This is a genomic window from Microbacterium yannicii (genome assembly GCF_024055635.1).
GTDB classification, from domain to species: Bacteria; Actinomycetota; Actinomycetes; order Actinomycetales; family Microbacteriaceae; genus Microbacterium; species Microbacterium yannicii.
Map to the genome: position 1 here is coordinate 35,713 of NZ_JAMXMB010000020.1, position 17,472 is coordinate 53,184.

At 72.6% G+C, this 17,472-nt stretch carries 11 protein-coding genes; 4 read left to right on the top strand and 7 right to left on the bottom strand.

Annotated elements, in window-relative coordinates; genetic code table 11:
* Positions 1-6: 6 nt before the first annotated feature.
* The 4 genes from NCG93_RS08640 to NCG93_RS08655 are packed head-to-tail and all read right to left on the bottom strand — an operon-like array spanning position 7 to position 10,083.
* Positions 7-1,533 (bottom strand): hypothetical protein, encoded by a 1,527-nt coding sequence (locus NCG93_RS08640; RefSeq protein ID WP_194414390.1) that lies wholly within the window; start codon positions 1,531-1,533, stop codon positions 7-9.
* The gene (locus tag NCG93_RS08645) at positions 1,530-5,186 is read right to left on the bottom strand and encodes a hypothetical protein (RefSeq protein WP_194414389.1); all 3,657 of its coding nucleotides are present in this window, start codon (positions 5,184-5,186) and stop codon (positions 1,530-1,532) included. Before NCG93_RS08645 ends, NCG93_RS08640 begins: the two co-directional genes overlap by 4 nt.
* Positions 5,183-7,786, bottom strand: a complete 2,604-nt coding sequence (locus tag NCG93_RS08650; protein ID WP_194414388.1) for a hypothetical protein — start codon at positions 7,784-7,786, stop codon at positions 5,183-5,185. The genes NCG93_RS08645 and NCG93_RS08650 overlap by 4 nt, the downstream gene beginning before the upstream one ends.
* A 2-nt stretch (positions 7,787-7,788) precedes the next feature.
* Complete coding sequence (locus NCG93_RS08655) at positions 7,789-10,083, bottom strand: DUF6603 domain-containing protein (RefSeq protein ID WP_194414387.1); 2,295 nt, start codon at positions 10,081-10,083, stop codon at positions 7,789-7,791.
* Between the two features lie 149 nt (positions 10,084-10,232).
* Here NCG93_RS08655 and NCG93_RS08660 point away from each other — a divergent pair, with 149 nt between their 5' ends.
* Positions 10,233-11,261 (top strand): NADPH:quinone reductase, encoded by a 1,029-nt coding sequence (locus tag NCG93_RS08660; RefSeq protein WP_194414386.1) that lies wholly within the window; start codon positions 10,233-10,235, stop codon positions 11,259-11,261.
* Positions 11,262-11,295: 34 nt separating this feature from the next.
* Here the strand turns inward: NCG93_RS08660 and NCG93_RS08665 are convergent, their stop codons facing one another.
* The 3 genes from NCG93_RS08665 to NCG93_RS08675 form a co-directional block, all read right to left on the bottom strand.
* Positions 11,296-11,778, bottom strand: coding sequence for a hypothetical protein (locus tag NCG93_RS08665; protein WP_194414385.1), 483 nt, complete (start codon positions 11,776-11,778; stop codon positions 11,296-11,298).
* A gap of 80 nt (positions 11,779-11,858) precedes the next feature.
* Positions 11,859-12,323: an Hcp family type VI secretion system effector gene (locus tag NCG93_RS08670; protein WP_194414384.1), complete on the bottom strand. Its 465-nt coding sequence runs from the start codon at positions 12,321-12,323 to the stop codon at positions 11,859-11,861.
* A gap of 120 nt (positions 12,324-12,443) precedes the next feature.
* Positions 12,444-12,920 (bottom strand): SRPBCC family protein, encoded by a 477-nt coding sequence (locus NCG93_RS08675; RefSeq protein ID WP_194414383.1) that lies wholly within the window; start codon positions 12,918-12,920, stop codon positions 12,444-12,446.
* 172 nt (positions 12,921-13,092) lie between these two features.
* On the opposite strand from NCG93_RS08675, the gene NCG93_RS08680 reads away from it, so the two are divergent.
* From NCG93_RS08680 to NCG93_RS08690, 3 genes are all read left to right on the top strand, one after another.
* Positions 13,093-15,450: a molybdopterin oxidoreductase family protein gene (locus NCG93_RS08680; RefSeq protein ID WP_194414382.1), complete on the top strand. Its 2,358-nt coding sequence runs from the start codon at positions 13,093-13,095 to the stop codon at positions 15,448-15,450.
* Complete coding sequence (locus NCG93_RS08685; RefSeq protein WP_194414381.1) at positions 15,447-15,905, top strand: hypothetical protein; 459 nt, start codon at positions 15,447-15,449, stop codon at positions 15,903-15,905. Before NCG93_RS08680 ends, NCG93_RS08685 begins: the two co-directional genes overlap by 4 nt.
* 93 nt (positions 15,906-15,998) lie before the next feature.
* On the top strand, positions 15,999-17,390 hold the full coding sequence (locus tag NCG93_RS08690; protein ID WP_194414380.1) for an AAA family ATPase: 1,392 nt from the start codon (positions 15,999-16,001) through the stop codon (positions 17,388-17,390).
* Positions 17,391-17,472 lie beyond the last annotated feature (82 nt).

The window sequence follows — 17,472 nt, forward strand, 5'->3', positions numbered from 1 at the left end:
AGGCTGTCATGGGTTCGGATCGGGCTGGGGCGCCTCGACCATGACGTCCCAGCGCAGATGGGAGACCGGCGGACCGGCCACGGGCAGCGCGCTGCGCTCGACCCAGAGGACGGGAGCCCCGTTCGTGTCGCGGGCGAGTCGGGCGCGGCGCCGGACCCGCACGCCCGCGCTCGGGATGGCCCGGATGTCGAGTTCATGACCGGTGCCGGCGCCCATGCCGGAGGGGCCGCCGATGAGCCGTGACACCGGTCCCGGTCGGGGCTGCGGCACCGGTCCGGTCAGATCGGCGAGGATCGCCTGCCGCCAGTCCTGCGACCGGGTGTAAGGATGCCAATGAGACGGCAGTGTCGTCATCGGCTCGTAGCGGAACCGCCGCGTGCCGGTGCGCGTCGTCTCGGCGATGGCCTCCGCCGTCGACGTGTCAGCGAGCAGCTCGGCGCCGTCCGCCCGCAGCTCGGCCGCCCAAGCCATGTTGGCGTCCTCATCGACGCCGATCACGATGTCGTCGAGGGGTGGACCGCTGTGCGACGCGACGGCGACCGGCCACACCACGAGGTCGGTCGCGGCGAGGCCTCGGACGAAGTACAGCGACCACCCGCCGGGTCCTTCGGTCGGCGGGGCGGCGAGATCGTGCGTCTCACCGAACGAATCGGTCACCCGTACGACGGCTCCGAGACGCGCGAGCACCCCTGCCGTCGGGGGCGCCGTGCCGCCGACCGGGTCGGATCCGGCCGGCACGGGGAACACGAACCAGTCCTCCGCGTCCGAGACCGCGAGATCCGACAGCAGCATGGTCGCCAGATGCGAGCGATCTGGGGCGAACGCTCCGAGGTCGACGGCGGCGTCCTCGATCTGCCACCAGCGCGGATGGGGCGCACCGGGGAAGGTGAGACGTGTGGGAACGACCTCCGCCTCCAACGGCGCGTCGCCGACAGGGACGCCTGCGGCCTCAGCGGTGTCGACGCTGAACCAGTCGACGTCGCCGCCGCGGTGCTCGCGCACCTCGAGACCCATGTCGCCGGCCGCGAAGGTGGCGCTGTACGACAGGTCGCGTCGCGAGAAGCGGTCGGGCGGCGGCGAGGGCACGCCGAGCTCATCCCAGATGGCGTCACCGGCGAGGAGTCCCGCTTCGAAGACCGCCTGGCCGTCGACCGCATCCGCGAGGGCCTCGTACGGTGCCGGGAGCGGTCCGAAGCGGACGCCGTCGAGATCCTCCGGCGGCAGCAGCGGAGCGGCAGCGCGCCCGGCCCGTGCCCGTCTTCCGATCGTCCACCACTCGCCGGGTTCGGCCTCGATGAGGGCCTCGCCGGGGATCACGGTGGGATCGAGGTGCGGACGCGCGGCGTCGTAGCGGAGCGGGATCTGCTGCGGGGTGAGCGTCACCCGGACGGGGGAGGAGGCATCCTCGCCCTGGAACTCGCCGAGCTCCCACTGCCGCGCGAGGAACCACACCGGGTCGGCGACCTCGGCGCGCAGCCCGAGCTCGGGGTCGGTGCGGCCGGGCTCGAACCAGGCTCGCCGGAGATTCGTCATGTCGGCCATCCCTGCCTGATGTCGACCGGCGGATCTGCCTGCACGATCGGCGACGGCGTCGCCCACGGAAGTCCCTCGCGATCGGTGGGACGTGCGGCGCGCGCCAGCGCGAGCCGTCGCACCTGCATGACGACGCGCAGCAGCGCCTCGCCTTCGAGCGGACGATCAGGGTCGGGCGGCACCGCCACCAGCACGGCGTTCGGAGCGCGGGTCTTGGGGGCGTTGAAGCCGAAGGCCGCCTGCGTGACGTGGTGCTGCGACGGCACCGAGTCGACCCAGCGATCCAGGAGCGCGAGACCGACGCGTGCCGAGGCTCCGGCCACCTCGGGGCCGTACGCGATGCGCACGGGGCCGGTCCTGCTCCACGGCTCGGCTGCGGGAGCGTCGATCGCCGCGGGCCACGGCTGCGCGGCGGTGAGCTGGTGCGCCTCGAGCGCCGCGACCCGGGGCCGGACGGCTGCGACGATCTCGAGCCACTCGGCGTCGAGCCTGCCGTCGGCCACCGCGACCCACGGCGGCAGCAGTCCGCGATCGACCACGGGGACGACGGGCAGATGCCGCCGCCCCACGAGGGTGCGCAGCTGATCCTGCAGCGCCGGGATCGACGCGGGCTCGTCGTCCGTCTCGTCGATTCGTGCGGCGAAGGCCGCCGCGGCCTCCGCCCGCCGGTCGCCGGCGGTCCAGTCCTCCGTCACCTCGTGCAGCTCCAGCTTCCACCGCTCGGCGAGATCCGTGACCGTGGCATCCGTCACGACATCGACTTCATCGGTGAGCGCCGCCCGCAGCGTCTCGGCGCGGGCCAGAAGCTGGGCCCGCCGATCCTTCAGGCTCTGCATCATCGCGGGCACGATGGCGGGGTGATCGTCCATTCCGTCCGGCGCCGCTTCCGACCCGCCCAGGAGCCGGAGCGCACCGGAGACGACGGGATCGGCGAGATCGTCGATCGCGTCCCCCGCGAGGGCGTGGAAGACCGGGTCGGCGACGGCGACGGGGTCCGCCCCGGGTGCCGCGGGCTGACCGGCCGGCAGCACGAGCCAGCACGAGACCGGGACGGTGGTCGCCTCGCGCGGGGTGCGGATGCCGAGCAGCTCCACCGGCGTCGCCAGTCCGGCGGCCGCCTCCATGGCGGCGCCGCCGGCTTCGGGGCTGCGCGTGACGAGAGCATGCACGCCATCGACGAGAAGCAGATCGGCGTAGGCGTCGAGGACGTCATCCAGCGGCGCGAGCCGGTCTCCGAGGTCGGCCGGCAGGCCGGGCGGGAGCTTGTTCGCCCGCACGGCGTCCAGCACTGCAGCGCCGTCGCACACGCGACGGGTCACGTCGTCGGTCCCGGCCGTCTCGCCGGTCGTCGGGAACGCACGCCGCAGCATCCTCACGTCGTTCGGGTCCCCCGCCACCGCCTCGACCTCCAGACCGAGCGCCTCGAACGGATGCACGCCGAGCCGCACGCGCTCATTGAGTCGGATGGCGGCGCGCACCTTGTCGGCGGTCAACGTCAGGTCCCAGCGGCCCTCGTCTCTCGTGCGCACCGCGGCATCGCGCAGCACCGCGGCCACCTGCGCCTGGGCGAACGAGGGGGCGTGCAGCAGACCGGCCTCGGTCGGGCCCGGCGGAAGACCCGGGCGTGCCGGAGACCACGGCTGCGGGCGATCCACCCAGCCGTATGCGCCGAGGAGGAACGGCGCGCCCGCGTTCGCCATGAGCCCGGCACGCCGTGCGGCCATGCCCATCAGCCACGGATCGGCGCGGAAAGAGGCGGCGTCGAGCGCGGCCTTGATGCCGCGGAGCGTGTCGGCGGGGTTGTTGCGGTACTCCTCGATGAGTTCCTTCAGCGCTTCGCGCACCGCATCGAACCGGCGGACGATGAGCTCGCCCTCCCGACCCGACCCTGCAACGAAACCGATCGCGTCGTCCGACCCGCGCATGACCGTGTTCGGATAGTCGTCGTCCAGCGGAATCCGCCGACCGGGATCGGGAGTGATTCCGGCGTCGAGGTCCAGCGCCGCGCGCCCCACCGTGGCGCGCGCGATGATGAGCGCCTCGCGCAGGAGGTGACCCAACAGCCCGAACTCGACGTGCTCGCCGAAGTAGAGCGGTTCGGGGTGCTCGTCGAGCATCTCGAAGAGGCGATCGGGGTCGGGCTCCTCGTCGCGCGGCGGACCGGGAAGGTGCCGCCGTGCGCCCGCGGCGGTGAGAGCCGAGAACGCGAACGGCGAACCGTGCCACGCACGTGCCGTCGACCGGTCATAGCCGGTCGCGTGGCTCACGACCAGGCCCTGCGCGATCTGCTGGGCCTGCACGGTCGGCAGGTCGTCCACGCGGCGGACCCGCCAGAACATCGACGGTGCGTGCCGTCCGTGCAGGGCGAGGAGTGTGGCGGAATCCGCGCCGACGACGGGCGAGGCATCCGGAACCGTCGTCGCCGCTGCGGCGGCGCGGGCCGCTCCGTCGCGCCAGGGCACCGCCCACTGCACGAGCGACCGCTCGACATCGCTCGCCATGGGATCGTCGCCCGGAGCATCCTGCCAGCGCACGTCGAGATCGCCGGGCCCGGGCAGGTCGGCGTCGCCGAAGTCCGACGTCGGCAGCAGCCCGTACGGCTGATCGCCGACGCGGACCGCCGGCCACGGGCCCTGCACGGCGAGCGTGCGCGCAGCCCATTCGGCCAGGTCGGGCTCGGCTGTCGAGCCCGCGATCGTCCCGACGACGTCGCGGATCGTGCGGCCCCAGAGCACGGGCCAGAGCCCCCGCACCGCGAGAGCGGCCGCCCGGCCATGCCCGGACTCACCACCGGGAAGGGGCAGCATGGGTGTGCCGGCTCCCGTGTCCGCACCGAAAGCGCGGAGCACGTCGACCGTGCCCGGCTGCTCGGTCCCGTCGACGTCGAGCAGCGGGAGCCAGGTCTCCGGGTCGTCGGCGAGCGGCGCCGCGTCCCGACCCGCGACCGTGTTCGTCGGTGTGCCCTGCGCCACCACTCCGAGTCGACCGGCCGCGGCGTGCGACGCGAGCAGATCGGCAGCGGGCGTGTCGCCTGCGCCCACGACGACGAGGGCTCTCAGCGTGTCGACCTCGCTCTGGGTCAGGGCGAGTTCGGTCGCGAGCCCGACATCCCTGGCGCGCTCGTAGTCGAGCCACCACAGGCGGGGCAGCGTGCGGTCGTGAGGCTCGAGGGGCCCGAAGCCCAGCTCCGCCGCGATCTGCGCGCGGTCCACCGCGAGGGTGTCGGCCAGCCGCGTGCCGCCGTCGAGCACCAGCCACACGTCCAGCGCCTCGGGCAGCCCGAGCGGCGTCCTGACCTCGGCCGTCCTCGCCGCCGCCTGGGCGGAGCGATCGGCGACGCGGCGCGGCATCCCGTTCGGCCCCGCCTCGACCGTCGTCGCGGTTCGCCACAACCACCAGGCACGCCGCCCGCCCAGCGAGGCCGCGACGGATCGGAAGGCCGCGTCGGCGGCGGGCGCCGGGTCGGCAGCCGGGTCGATGGCGGCGAGCGCGTCTTCGAGGATGTCGAGCTCCTCGCCGAGAGGCGCCGCCGGCGGACGTGCGAGGGCGACGTCATCGGGATACGCCCGCAGCCGCAGGATCCAGCCGCCGGCGCCGTCTGCCTGGAAACGGGTCTCGAGGCGCAGTGGGGTGAGGACTTCGACGCGCGTCATGCGAGAGGTCCGATCAGCACGCGCACCGGGAGAGCGAAGCGTCGGTGGGCGAAGTCGCCGCTGTGGTCCTCCGTCGCGGCGATGCCCGCGGCGGGGGCGTGGGCGAATCGATAGCCGGCGGGCGGTTCTTCGAGCACGACCCAGTGGTGGGCGAGCTCGGCGATGGGCACGGGGAACCCGAAGAATGTGACCTCGGGCCCGATCGTGCCGGTGAACGTGAAGTCGACGCGGCGCGGCCGTGCGAGTGCGACGTTCTCATCAGGGGGATCGTCCCAGTCGGGTGCACCGCCCGGTGCCGTGCGGGCGTCGTAGAGATAGACGACCGTCGTCGGGTACCGCGTGAAGATCGGCGAGCGGAAGACCACCACCGCCTCGCTGCTGCGCCCGCTCGGAGTCAGTCCCGGATCCCCGAGCGCCGACCCGTCGGGCCACTGGCGGATGGGACGGATGTCGTGCACGGCGTCCGGGTCGCCACCCGGCGTGCGATCCGTGCGCTGCCAGAAGCGCCGCAGCGGCGAGCTCCGGGCCCGCATCGGAACGTTGCGCCACCGCAGCTCCGCCGCGGCCTGGCGGTTCGCGCCGACGAGGAGGGCCTCGACGAACAGCGGGTTCGTCTCGACGGCGATCACCTCGTGCGTCGCGAGGTCGCCGACGCCCGGCAGCATCCAGTCCGGCGAGGCCGTCGAGAGGAAGCTCCACAGCGGGATGTCGAGCTCCGGCTCCACCTCGAGCGGGCGCATCGATCGCACGCCGGGGAGGGTGGCGTAGACCCTGACAGCGGCCGGCGGCTCGGGCACCGTGGGATCGATCGCGCCGGAGACCAGTCCTCCCAGCCGGCCCACGTCGACGGGTTCGCACCGGGGCGCGAACTCGTCGGGCGTCTCCTCCCACGCTGCATCAGGCTCCGGCAACGCCGGGAAGTCACGGGAGTCGAGCAGCCGATTCAGCAGCTCTTCGTCGACCCGGCCGTCAGGCCCGGGTTGCATCGCCGACAGGACGGCGGCGAGGCCCGCGGGATCGACCGCCCCGTCGCTGAGCAGCCGGTCGGTGACGCTCTCGGCCAAACCGGGATCGTCGGTCGCCGCATGGACCGCCTCCTTCGCACGGCGCAGCGGATCAGGTTCGGGATCCGGATGCTGCCGCCCGAGCACGTCCTCTGGATCCGTCGGGTCGGGGCAGCCGGCAGCGACGGAGACGAGTGCGGCGACGCCCGACTGGCCGGGCGCGGCGAGCGAGGACCGTGCGGTGCCCGGCCGCAGCGCGCGCCGTGCGGCCGACGAGAACAGCGCGGGCGCGAGCTGCGGCGAAGTGGGACCACCCGGGTCGTCGATGTGGCGCACCCCCACGGCGCCGAGAACCGTCGTGCTGCCGACGCCCCCGGCCGGGAGGCGGCCGAGCGCCGGCGCGAGCACGGCGAGGGCCTGCGCGGGGTCGGCGGGCACACGTCGACGCCACAGCGATCGACTCGCCCACACGCCGAGTGCGAGCGCGCGGATGCGCTCGGCCGCCGAGGTCGTGTCGCCGAGCCTCACCGCGGCGGCGTCCGCGATACGGTCCTGCCAGGCGATCGCGGTCCACGCGCCGAGTCCCGCGGCGCCGCGCAGCCGCGGATCATCGGTCAGCTGCGCCGGCCAGCTCCCGGCGGCGGCCGGCGCGGCTTCGAGTGGTCGGAACGCCCCGGGATAGTCCGGCGCGGTGATGACGTCCCGTCCGTCCGGCGAGACGATCGGGGTCTGCAGCGCGGCCACGTCGGCGGCGACCTCGGCCGGAGGAGGCGCGTCGGCGGGGTCGGGCGGAGGGTCGGCGGGCACGCGGAGGGCACCGGCGGCCGACAGGACAACAGCGGGGTCGCCGGTGCGCGGACGGTACTCGACGTCGGCTCGTCCGAACGGGCGGCCGCCGCGGAGGGCCAGCTCAGCCAGATCTGCCTTGCGGAGCTTCTTCGCCAGCCCGGGGAAGTCGCCCTCCGCGCCGGTGCGGAACTCCCACCGGTCGTAGCACGGCAGCGTGACGGCCGCTGCGCCCGACCAGGCGGCCGATCCGTCGGCGGTGAAAGCGGGCACCACGACCGCGAGGTAGGACGTGTCGGGTGAGAGCTGCGCCGGGCTCACCAGGCGCGAGCGCTCGAACGCGCCCACGGTGTGCACGTGCGCCCACGCCCACGAGCCGTCGAGCCCGTGCGTGGCCTGGATGGCGGGCGAGAGCCGCACCGAGCCGTCGGGGCGGGTGGAGATGCCCTCAGCTCCCTGCACTCCCACGATCAGGGCCAGCCAGGGGGCCAGCCGCTCGCCGGACGGATGCTGCGGCGTGTAGCGCCAGGGCAGGTCGCTCTCTGCGAACTCCACGTGGGCGAGCTTCTCGGACTCGGCGTCGTCGGCGCCGGGAGAGGGGTAGCGCCTGACGATGGCTCCCGGGGTGAGCCGGGCGACGTCCCCGGGTCCCATGAGCTGGAACTCCGCCTGGACGGTGCGCGGGTCCGACCCGTCGAGGTTCGCGATCCCGATGTCGACCTTCGCCGACAGCCGGCCGCCCTCCGCCGCTCCCGCCTTCACCCGCAGCGGCCGATCGAACCTGCCGAAGTACTGGCCCGTGATCGCCATCGCTACAGCACCCCCGCCAGTGGAACAGCGGCGGCGAGGTCGGCGCTCGGCACCGCGACGGTGCCGATAGCCCGCGCCCATTCGTGGGCCTCTGTCGCAGATTCGTGCACCTGCCCGACGCCCATCACGGTCCACTGCTCGGCGACGGCCGAGATCACCGGAGTGCGGTCGGACAGCGCCGGCTCGGAGCGCGCCGCCGAGACCATCGCGAAGGCGGCGAGCAGGTCGATGGGCGGCGATGCGGTGATCGTCCGCTTCCCGCCGGTCCGGGTGTCGATCACGATCTGTTCGAGCGTGCGCTCCTCGTCGGCGTGCGGGAACGTGCTCAGCGCGGGCTGCGGGGGCGTGAGCACCTTGCCGGCCGGAAGCACGTCGAACGGCGGGCGGTTCACCAGCTCGGCATCGTTCAGCGTGAGGAAGACGGCGGGCGCGAAGGAATCGCGGACGTCCGGCCCGGTGCCCGTGATGCGTGCGCCGGCGGTCGCTGTCAGCGGCACGCCCTTGAGGCGCGAGATCGGGATGCCGAGCGGCAGGATCTTCTGCTGCACCAGCAGCGTCCCGGTCGGCGGGACCAGCGCCTTGCCCGGCACCGGCTTGCGGGGCGTCAGCGCCACGAGCCGATCCGCGGTGCTCTCGGCGTGGAGGTTCTCCTTCTTCGCCACTTCCGCTGCGAGGACGTCGAGAATCGGCTCTGCGACGGGGAGCGCATCGGCCGGGCCGCTGCCCAGCGTGAAGGTCTGGTCGAACTCCACCTCGAACAGGAACACGGACACCGAGAGCGATCCCTGCACGACGACCGGCCCGGGTCCCGAGATCTGCCCGGACAGCTGCACCGAGGCGAAGTCGAAGCCGCCGGCCGAGACCGAGAACCCGGCTGCGACGCGTGCCTGGAACCGGAATGGGCGCAGCTGCAGGATCGCGTCCGTCTCGATGAAACCGTGCGCGGCCAGCACCGAGACGTCGATGCCCGCTTCGATGCGGCCACCGAGCTGCACCGTGTTGGCGGTGACGGCGAAGTAGCCTTCGACGCGCAGCGTGATGCCGCTGCCGGGCACGGATTGCGACATCCCGACCCGCCGCAGCGCCGGCAGCTTCGCCGGCTTCGGGTCGAAGCCCGGGAAGAACCCTCCGATCGACACGACGACGTAGGCCTCGCTGCCCCAGCTGAGTCGGAGGGCGGCGTCGCCGTAGATCTCGAATACACCCAGCACGTGGCTGTCGACGAGGCTGGCGTCGATCGACACGAGCTTCTCGACCGGGTCGATGAGTCCCAGCATGTCGACGCGGAGGTTCAGGACCTGGGGGAGGCTGGGGATGCCGATGCGCGCGACACCGAGGATCGCCACCCGGCCGTCCGGGACCTGCACCACCACGGCGAGATCGAGCGACACCATGCTGCCTGCCGGGCCCAGTGACAGCCACGTCAACCGGAGCGACGGCCCGAAGACATGCATCCCGGTGCGCCGCGGGAAAATGCGGTCGAGCGTGGTGGCGACGGCGAGCGGGTCGTCCGGTGGTCGCACCTGCAGGAGGGCGTCGCCCGCGGCGCCCGTGCGCACGGCCACTCGCAGTGCGTCGGTGTCCATGCCGCGATTGACGCCGACGATGCCGCCGACCCGGTCGAGCGCGAAGCCGAACGACAGCTGGATCGGCGGGATGAACTGGATGCCGAGCACGGCGAGGAAGCTCGGGTCGGCGCCGTCCACCGCGAGGATCGCCGAGGCGGTCACGAGCACGGGTGGCACCGGCACCGAGATCGATCCTCCCCAGCCGCGCTCGAGCGCACCGCCCGCGTTGGGCGGCAGGCGCACCAGCGAGCCGCCGCCCGGGAGAGAGGCGCCTCCCCCCGAACTCGGCGGGGTGAGGGACGCCTCGACAGCACCGAGTGCGAAGGGGCCGATCGGGACCGGCGGAAGGTCGATCCCGGGGATCACGGGAGGATCCACGTACAGCACGGCGGTGCGCACGGCGACGTGGACAGGACCGATGTCGAGATCCGCGTTGATGCCGTTCGTCGCGAGGGACGCGGCATCCGTCAGCTCATTCAGGAGGGGGATCTCGGCCAGCGTGCCCAGCGTGGCCCGGCGGAGCCCGTCGAGCACCGCCCCACGGGCGTTCTCCCACTGGGTGACCGCGGTGCGCCAGGCCGCCTCGGTGGCGGTCTCGGGGTGATCGATCAGTTCGGCGATGCGCTGCGCGGCGTCGGCGAGCGTGGTCAGGGACCCGGCATCGACGCCGAGGGCCGTCAGGGTGCCCCGCAGCCGATCCGCATACGCGCGCAACTCGTCGGACGCCATGCTGCGCCCCCGTCCGTTCCCCGATTCCCCCGATCGCGCGATCACGCGCACGACACCCCACAGATACTCCCCGCGGGCGGGACCCGCAAGAGGGGAAGCGATCGGCGGCACGGGAAATGCCCGCCGCCTCCCCGGCGTTGGTCTCCCGCATGCGATCGATCGTCTACTCCCGCCCTGGCACGTCGTCCGTCCTCTCGCTCGCGGAGCGGGAACCCGCGCAGCCCGGCCCGGGAGAGGTGCGGGTGAAGGTCGCGGTGTCGGGCGTCAACCCGACGGACTGGAAGGCGCGCGTGGGATCCAGCGGAGCGCTGGCGTTCGACGAGATCGTGCCGAATCAGGACGGGGCAGGAGTGGTGGACGCCCTCGGCGACGGGGTGACAGAACTCTCCGTCGGCGATCGCGTCTGGCTCTACCTCGCTCAGCATCAGCGCCCGACCGGGACGGCGCAGGAGTACACCGTCGTGCCCGCCGCGCGGGCGGTGAGGCTTCCCGAGGGTGTCGGCTTCGACGTCGCGGCCAGCCTCGGGGTTCCCGCCATGACCGCGCACCGGGCGCTCACCGTGCACGAGGCCGGGCCGGCGCGGCTGTCGCCGGGCGCCCTCCAGGGCCGCGTGGTGCTCGTCGCCGGGGGAGCGGGTGCCGTCGGCCACGCCGCCATCCAGCTCGCGGTCTGGGCCGGCGCGACGGTGATCGCCACCATCTCGAGCGACGAGAAGGCCGCGCTCGCGCTCGCTGCGGGGGCCCACCACGTCGTGAACTACCGGGAGGGCGACACTGCCGAACAGATCGCCGCGTTCGCCCCCGCCGGCGTCGACCACATCGTCGAGGTGTCTCTTGCGCAGAACGCCGCGCTCGACGGCCAGGTCGTCGCGAACCACGGATCCATCGCGTACTACGCCGACAACGGCGGCGACCAGGCCACCCTCCCGGTGCGGCCGACCTTCGCGAAGAACGTGCGGACCCAGGGTCTCCTGCTGTACACGGTCGGTGACCTCGCCCTGACCGCCGCCGCTGAAGACATCACCGCGGCGCTGGGCGACGGCGCCCTCCCCGTCGGCGAGCAGGCAGGCCTGCCTCTGACGTGGTTCACCCTGGAGGAGACGGCCGCCGCTCACGACGCCGTCGAGCACGGCGCGGTGGGCAAGGTGCTCATCGACGTCGCGGGCGACAACCGCTGACGCCGGCGGCGCCCCCGCGCGGCGGCGCCGCCGACTACATCTCGCGACTCGATGCCTCGGCGAGGCTCTCGGCCAGCCGGGCGAACGTCTCCTGTGCGCCTCCGCCGCCGAGACGGGCAGCGAGCGAGGCGAAGGCCACGGCGCCGGCAAGCTGCGCCGCCGCGACATCCCACGGATCCGGCTGTGGGCCGTCGGCGCGCGGACCGGGCAGCGGAATGGGCAGCCTCCTCGGCCAGCCGGTGCCGCACCAGTCGTCGACCACCTCGCTCACCCACCCGGGGCGATCCTCACCCCGCAGATCGGCGTCGAGCACAGCCTCGGCGATATGGCCCGACAGTTCAGAGGCCGCCACGAGCCATCTGGGCGGGAGCGGCTGCGGATTGAGCGCGACCGCGTCGAATCTGCTCTGCAGGTGCGCCCGGTGGCTGTGCGGCGGGTAGACGTCGAAGATCTCGGGCCTGATGCGCCCCAGCAGGGACAGCATGCGGACAGTGCTGCTGATCTCGTTCCAACTCATGGGTGGTTCCCTTTCGGATCGGTGGACGGCATGTCCACGTTCCTGTGCGCCGTTGCCGAACCAGGCAGCGGGCGACGTGATCACCTGGGGCGACGACTGAGCGTGACCGCGACCGGGTCGCCGAGGGAGCCGTCAGGCAGCTGCGGCTGGTAGGTCAGCGTCACGTCGTCGAACCCGAAGGTGACCTGCACCGCGGGTTCATCGCCCGAGAGCGCGGTGGTCGCCGAGGTCACGACGGCGTGCTGCATCCGCACCGTGAGATAGTCGCCGATCATGCCCGCGCGGCGTGCCGACAGCAATGCGTCATCCATACGGATGCCGCGCGCACAGGCGTCGAAGAGGCGCGGCGTCGCAGCATCGAAGCGCAGCGACACGACGATATCCGAGAGCGTGGGCCTGCCCACCCTGCCTCCCGCGCCACCGGCGGCGGGCGTGGGGTTCGACACCGTCCAGCTCCAGCTCAGCACCTCTATGGCACCCGGATGACGGTCGTCCGCGGCCTCACCAGGAATGGACGCGATGGTGAGGAACTGGTCTTCGGCCATGGCAGGCTCGCCCCCGTCCGTATCCGCGGTCCCCCGGCCGCGCGATCGCTCGCACGACCACCTCAGGGATACTCCCCGCCGACACCACTTTCAAGAGGTGCGTCTGCGCAAGGGGGTGGATCAGCCGTCGGCGCGCCGGCGCGGCTCGAACGACGCAGCGAGCGCCGCGAGCGTGGCGGTGCGCTCCTTCTTCGCGATCCTCCGCAGAAAGGGAGTCGCCAGCCGGTACAGGCCGTAGGTGCGCACCTCCGCGTGGTGGCGAACGAGCGTCGTCCCGTCGGGGGTGGCCTCGAGCTGGTACGCGGGCCAGCCTTCCACCGTGAGCCTGCCCGCCTTCGTCCTGTTCCACCAGTGGTAGACGAGCGTGTGCGGCGGCTCGAACTCCGTGATCTCACCTGGGGTGGGACCGAACGATGTGTCATCGAGATAGGTCGTGCCGAGCGCCGGGGCGCCGGGCGAGGTCAGCGTGGTGCCTCGCAGCATGCTTCCCGCGCCGGGCATCCACTCGTTGTATCCCTCGATGTCGGCCAGGCGGGCGAACACGTCGTCTATGCCCGCAGGGATCGTGCGGGTCAGTTGGAACTCGATGACACCCATGCGCTCAGAGTACGACCGGGGGGCCGCCCGCGTGTGGCGGTGCGTGCGGGGCGGGGACGGCGCCGAGCGGACCACCGGTTGACGGCGGCCCGGTGGGCGATCCGTGGGTGCGCGAAAACGCCGCTCGTCAAGGGGGTCGAGCCGCGGCATCCGTCGTCTCACCATGGTGCCCATGGAGGAGACCTTGCGTGCAGAGCCGGCGGAGCGGGTCAAAGACATCTGGGGGGCGCGCACTCCGCATGCGCCCGGAGAAGCATGGCCGACGCGGGTCGACCAGCAGCTGGCGGACGGCATCGCCGAGGGGGATGTCGACACGTGGGTGCGCTCGGCGTGCGTGCTGTGCAGCAACGGATGCGGCTGCGACATCGCCGTCAAGGACGGCCGGATGGTCGGCATCCGCGGCCGTGCCGACGACGCGATCAACCGCGGCCGGCTGGGGCCGAAGGGGCTGTACGCGAGCTGGCAGGGTGTGCAGAACGACGAGCGGCTGACGACTCCGCTCGTCCGCCGGGACGGCGAGCTGGTGGCCGTGAGCTGGGAGGAGGCGATGGAGCTCGTCGTCGAGCGCAGCTCGCGCCTGCTGCGCGAGAAGGGACCGCTGAGTCACGCGTTCTATACGAGCGGGCAGCTCTTCCTCGAGGAGTACTACGCACTCGCCGTCATCGGCAAGGCCGGCATCGGCACCCCGCACATGGACGGCAACACGCGGCTGTGCACGGCGACGGCCGCCGCGTCGCTCAAGGAGTCCTTCGGTGCGGACGGTCAGCCCGGCTGCTATGAGGACATCGACGAATGCGACGCGCTGTTCCTGTTCGGGCACAACGCGGCCGCGACCCAGACGGTGCTGTGGGCCCGCGTGCTCGACCGGCTGGACGGCGCGCAGCCGCCCGCCGTCGTCGTGGTCGATCCTCGCGAGACCCCGGTCGCGGCCCGGGCCGACGTGCACCTCGCCGTGCGCCCAGGCACCAACCTCGCGCTCATGCACAGCCTCGTGCGCGAGCTGTTCGTCAACGGCTGGGTCGACGAGGAGTGGATGACGGCGCACACGCTGGGCGCCGAGGAGCTGCGGGCGCAGGTGGCGGAGTGGACGGCAGAGCGTGCCGCCGAGGTCTGCGGTGTCGACGCCGACGACATCCGCCGCGCCGCCCGCATCTTCGGCACTTCGCAGCGCGTGGTGTCGACGGTGCTGCAGGGCTTCTACCAGTCGGCGCAGGCGACGGCGTCGTCGTGCCAGGTGAACAATCTGCATCTGCTGCGCGGCATGATCGGCCGGCCGGGATGCGGCATCCTTCAGATGAACGGTCAGCCGACGGCGCAGAACAACCGCGAATGCGGGGCCGACGGCGACCTGCCCGGCTTCCGCAACTGGGAGAACCCCGACCACATCCGCCGGCTCGCCGAGCTGTGGGGCGTGCATGCCGACGTCATCCCGCACTGGGCGGAGTCCACGCATGCCATGCAGCTGTTCCGCTACGTGGAGCTGGGAACGATCGGCTTCCTCTGGATCTCGGCGACCAATCCCGCGGTCTCACTGCCGCAGCTGCCTCGCATCCGCGACATCCTCGCCAAGCCGGAGACCTTCGTCGTCGTGCAGGACCTCTACCTCACCGAGACGGCCGCGCTCGCCGACGTCGTCCTGCCCGCGGCCGCGTGGGGCGAGAAGACCGGCACATTCACCAACGCGACGCGCACGGTGCACCTGGCGGAGAAGGCGATCGACCCGCCCGGGCAGGCGCGCTCGGATCTCGACATCTTCCTCGACTACGCGCGACGCATGGACTTCCGTCGCGACGACGGCCGACCGCTCCTGGAGTGGACGACGCCCGAGGACGCCTATCGGGCGTGGCAGGAGTGCTCGCGCGGGCGCCCCTGCGACTACACCGGCATCTCGTACGACGACCTGCGACGTGAGAGCGGCATCCGCTGGCCGCGCCGCGAGGGAGAGTCCGCCAGCACGGACCGGCTCTACGCCGACGCGGTGTTCGCGACGCAGCCCGACTACTGCGAGACCTTCGGGCACGACCTCGCGACGGGCGGCGCCGTGACCGCGGAGTCCTTCAAGGCCCAGCGGCCCGACGGGAAGGCGCTGCTCAAGACCACCGCCTACACCGGTCCGCACGAGCCGCCCGACGCCGAGTACCCGCTGACCTTCACGACGGGGCGCTCGGTGTACCACTTCCACACGCGCACCAAGACGGGCCGCACCCCCGAACTCGTCGCTGCCGCGCCCTCGGTGTGGGTGGAGACGGATGCCGCGACCGCGGCTGCCCGCGGCCTCTACGAGGGCGACGTGGTCGAGGTCCGCTCCCGCCGTGGCCGCATCGTCGCGCCGCTGCGCATCACGCGCATCCGCGAGGGCGCCGTCTTCGCGCCGTTCCACTACGGCTACTGGGATGCCCCGGAGGGCGCCGAGGAGCGGCATCCGACCGCCGCCAACGAGCTCACGATCACCGAGTGGGACCCGGTCTCCAAGCAGCCGGTGTACAAGGTCGCGGCGGTCCAGCTGTCGCGGATCGAGGACGCGTCATGAGACTGCCGATCTACCTCTCGCTGCTCGGCCATGCCGAGACGACGCTCGCTGAGGCCTACCTCGACGTCGCCGAGGCGCACGGCCACGAGCCCGACATCCATTTCCTCTGCCTCAGCTTCGCCCGCCAGTGCGTCGATCACGCGCAGCAGCTGGTGCCGGTCGTGCATCGCCTCGGCGCCGCACCGGTCGACGACGAGCCCGAGCGCCTCCACGCCCGCGGGCTGGGCGAGCCCCGCTCCGGGCCGCTCGGCATGCTGCGCGACCTCCATGACGTCTACGTGCTGGCCGGCTTCGTCGACATGACGTGGACCGTCGTCGGCCAGTCCGCCCACGCTCTGCGCGACAGCGAGCTGATCGGCGTCGTCGACGCCTGCGAGCAGCAGACCGCCGCGCAGCTCGTCTGGCTGCAGACGCGCATGAAGCAGTCCGCGCCGCAGGTGCTCGTCGGGCCGTGAACCGTCGCGCGGGCTCACCTCGCCCGCGCAGAGAGCTCGAGGAATTTCGCCGATCCGGCCCTCACGGCTGCGCAGGCAGCGTAGCCTCCCGGCATGACACCATCGCCCACCGGAATCGCCACCGCCGGACAGCTGCGCGCGTCGGGTCACACCTACCGGCCGGTGCGGGTCGAACTGCGCGAGAACCTCCTCGACGCGCTCGCGAACGGCCGCGACCCCTGGCCCGGCATCCACGGGTTCGACGACACCGTGATCCCGCAGCTCGAGCGCGCCCTCCTCGCCGGCCACGACATCGTGCTGCTGGGCGAGCGCGGGCAGGGCAAGACCCGGCTGCTGCGCAGCCTGGTGGGACTGCTCGACGAATGGTCGCCGGTGATCGAGGGGTCGGAGCTCGGCGAGCATCCGTTCCACCCGATCGCCCCGGCATCCGTCCGTCGCGCCGGCGAACGGGGCGACGACCTGCCCGTCGTGTGGCGCCATCGCAGTGAGCGATACGCCGAGAAGCTCGCCACGCCTGACACATCGGTAGCCGACCTCATCGGCGATGTCGACCCGATCAAGGTGGCCGAGGGCCGTTCCCTCGGCGACCCTGAGACGATCCACTACGGGCTCGTGCCGCGCAGCAACGGCGGCATCGTCGCGATCAACGAGCTGCCCGACCTCGCCGAGCGCATCCAGGTGTCGCTGCTGAACGTCATGGAGGAGCGCGACATCCAGATCCGCGGCTACGTGCTGCGCCTCGACCTCGACGTGCTCGTGGTCGCCACCGCGAACCCCGAGGACTACACGAACCGCGGCCGCATCATCACGCCGCTGCAGGACCGCTTCGGTGCCGAGATCCGCACCCACTACCCCCAGACGGTCGACGAGGAGATCGCCGTCATCCGCCAGGAGGCGGACCTGGTGGCCGAGGTTCCCGCGCACCTCCTCGAGATCCTCGCGCGCTTCACGCGGAACCTTCGGGAATCGGATGCCGTCGACCAGCGTGCAGGCGTGTCCGCGAGGTTCGCGATCGCCGGCGCCGAGACGATCGCGGCTGCGGCCCTGCATCGCGCGACGCGGCAGCACGAAGAGGTCGCCGTCGCGCGCCCGGTGGACCTCGAGACCGCCGTCGACGTGCTCGGCGGCAAGATCGAGTTCGAGACGGGGGAGGAGGGTCGTGAGCGCGCGATCCTCGAGCATCTGCTCCGCACCGCCGTGGCCGAGACCGCCCGCGCTCATCTGCGCGGGCTCGACGCCCGCGTGCTCGCCGATGCGCTGCACGACGGCGCGACGGTCATGACCGGCGAACAGGTGACCGCCGCCGACGTGCTCGCGGCGATGCCGGTGCTCGGTGAGTCCGACCTCTACGAGCAGGTGGCCGAGCGCCTCGAGGCCCGCACCGCGGGCGAGCGTGCCGGCGCGCTCGAGCTGCTGCTCGAATCGCTCTACCTCGAGAAGCGCATCGGCAAGGACACCGCGGGCGGTGAGACGGTCTATGGCTGAGACACGGTCCTCGGGCGGGCGGGCGCGCTTCGTCTCGCTGGCGCTCGCTCAGCGACCGACTCATTACTGGTCGCTGAGCCAG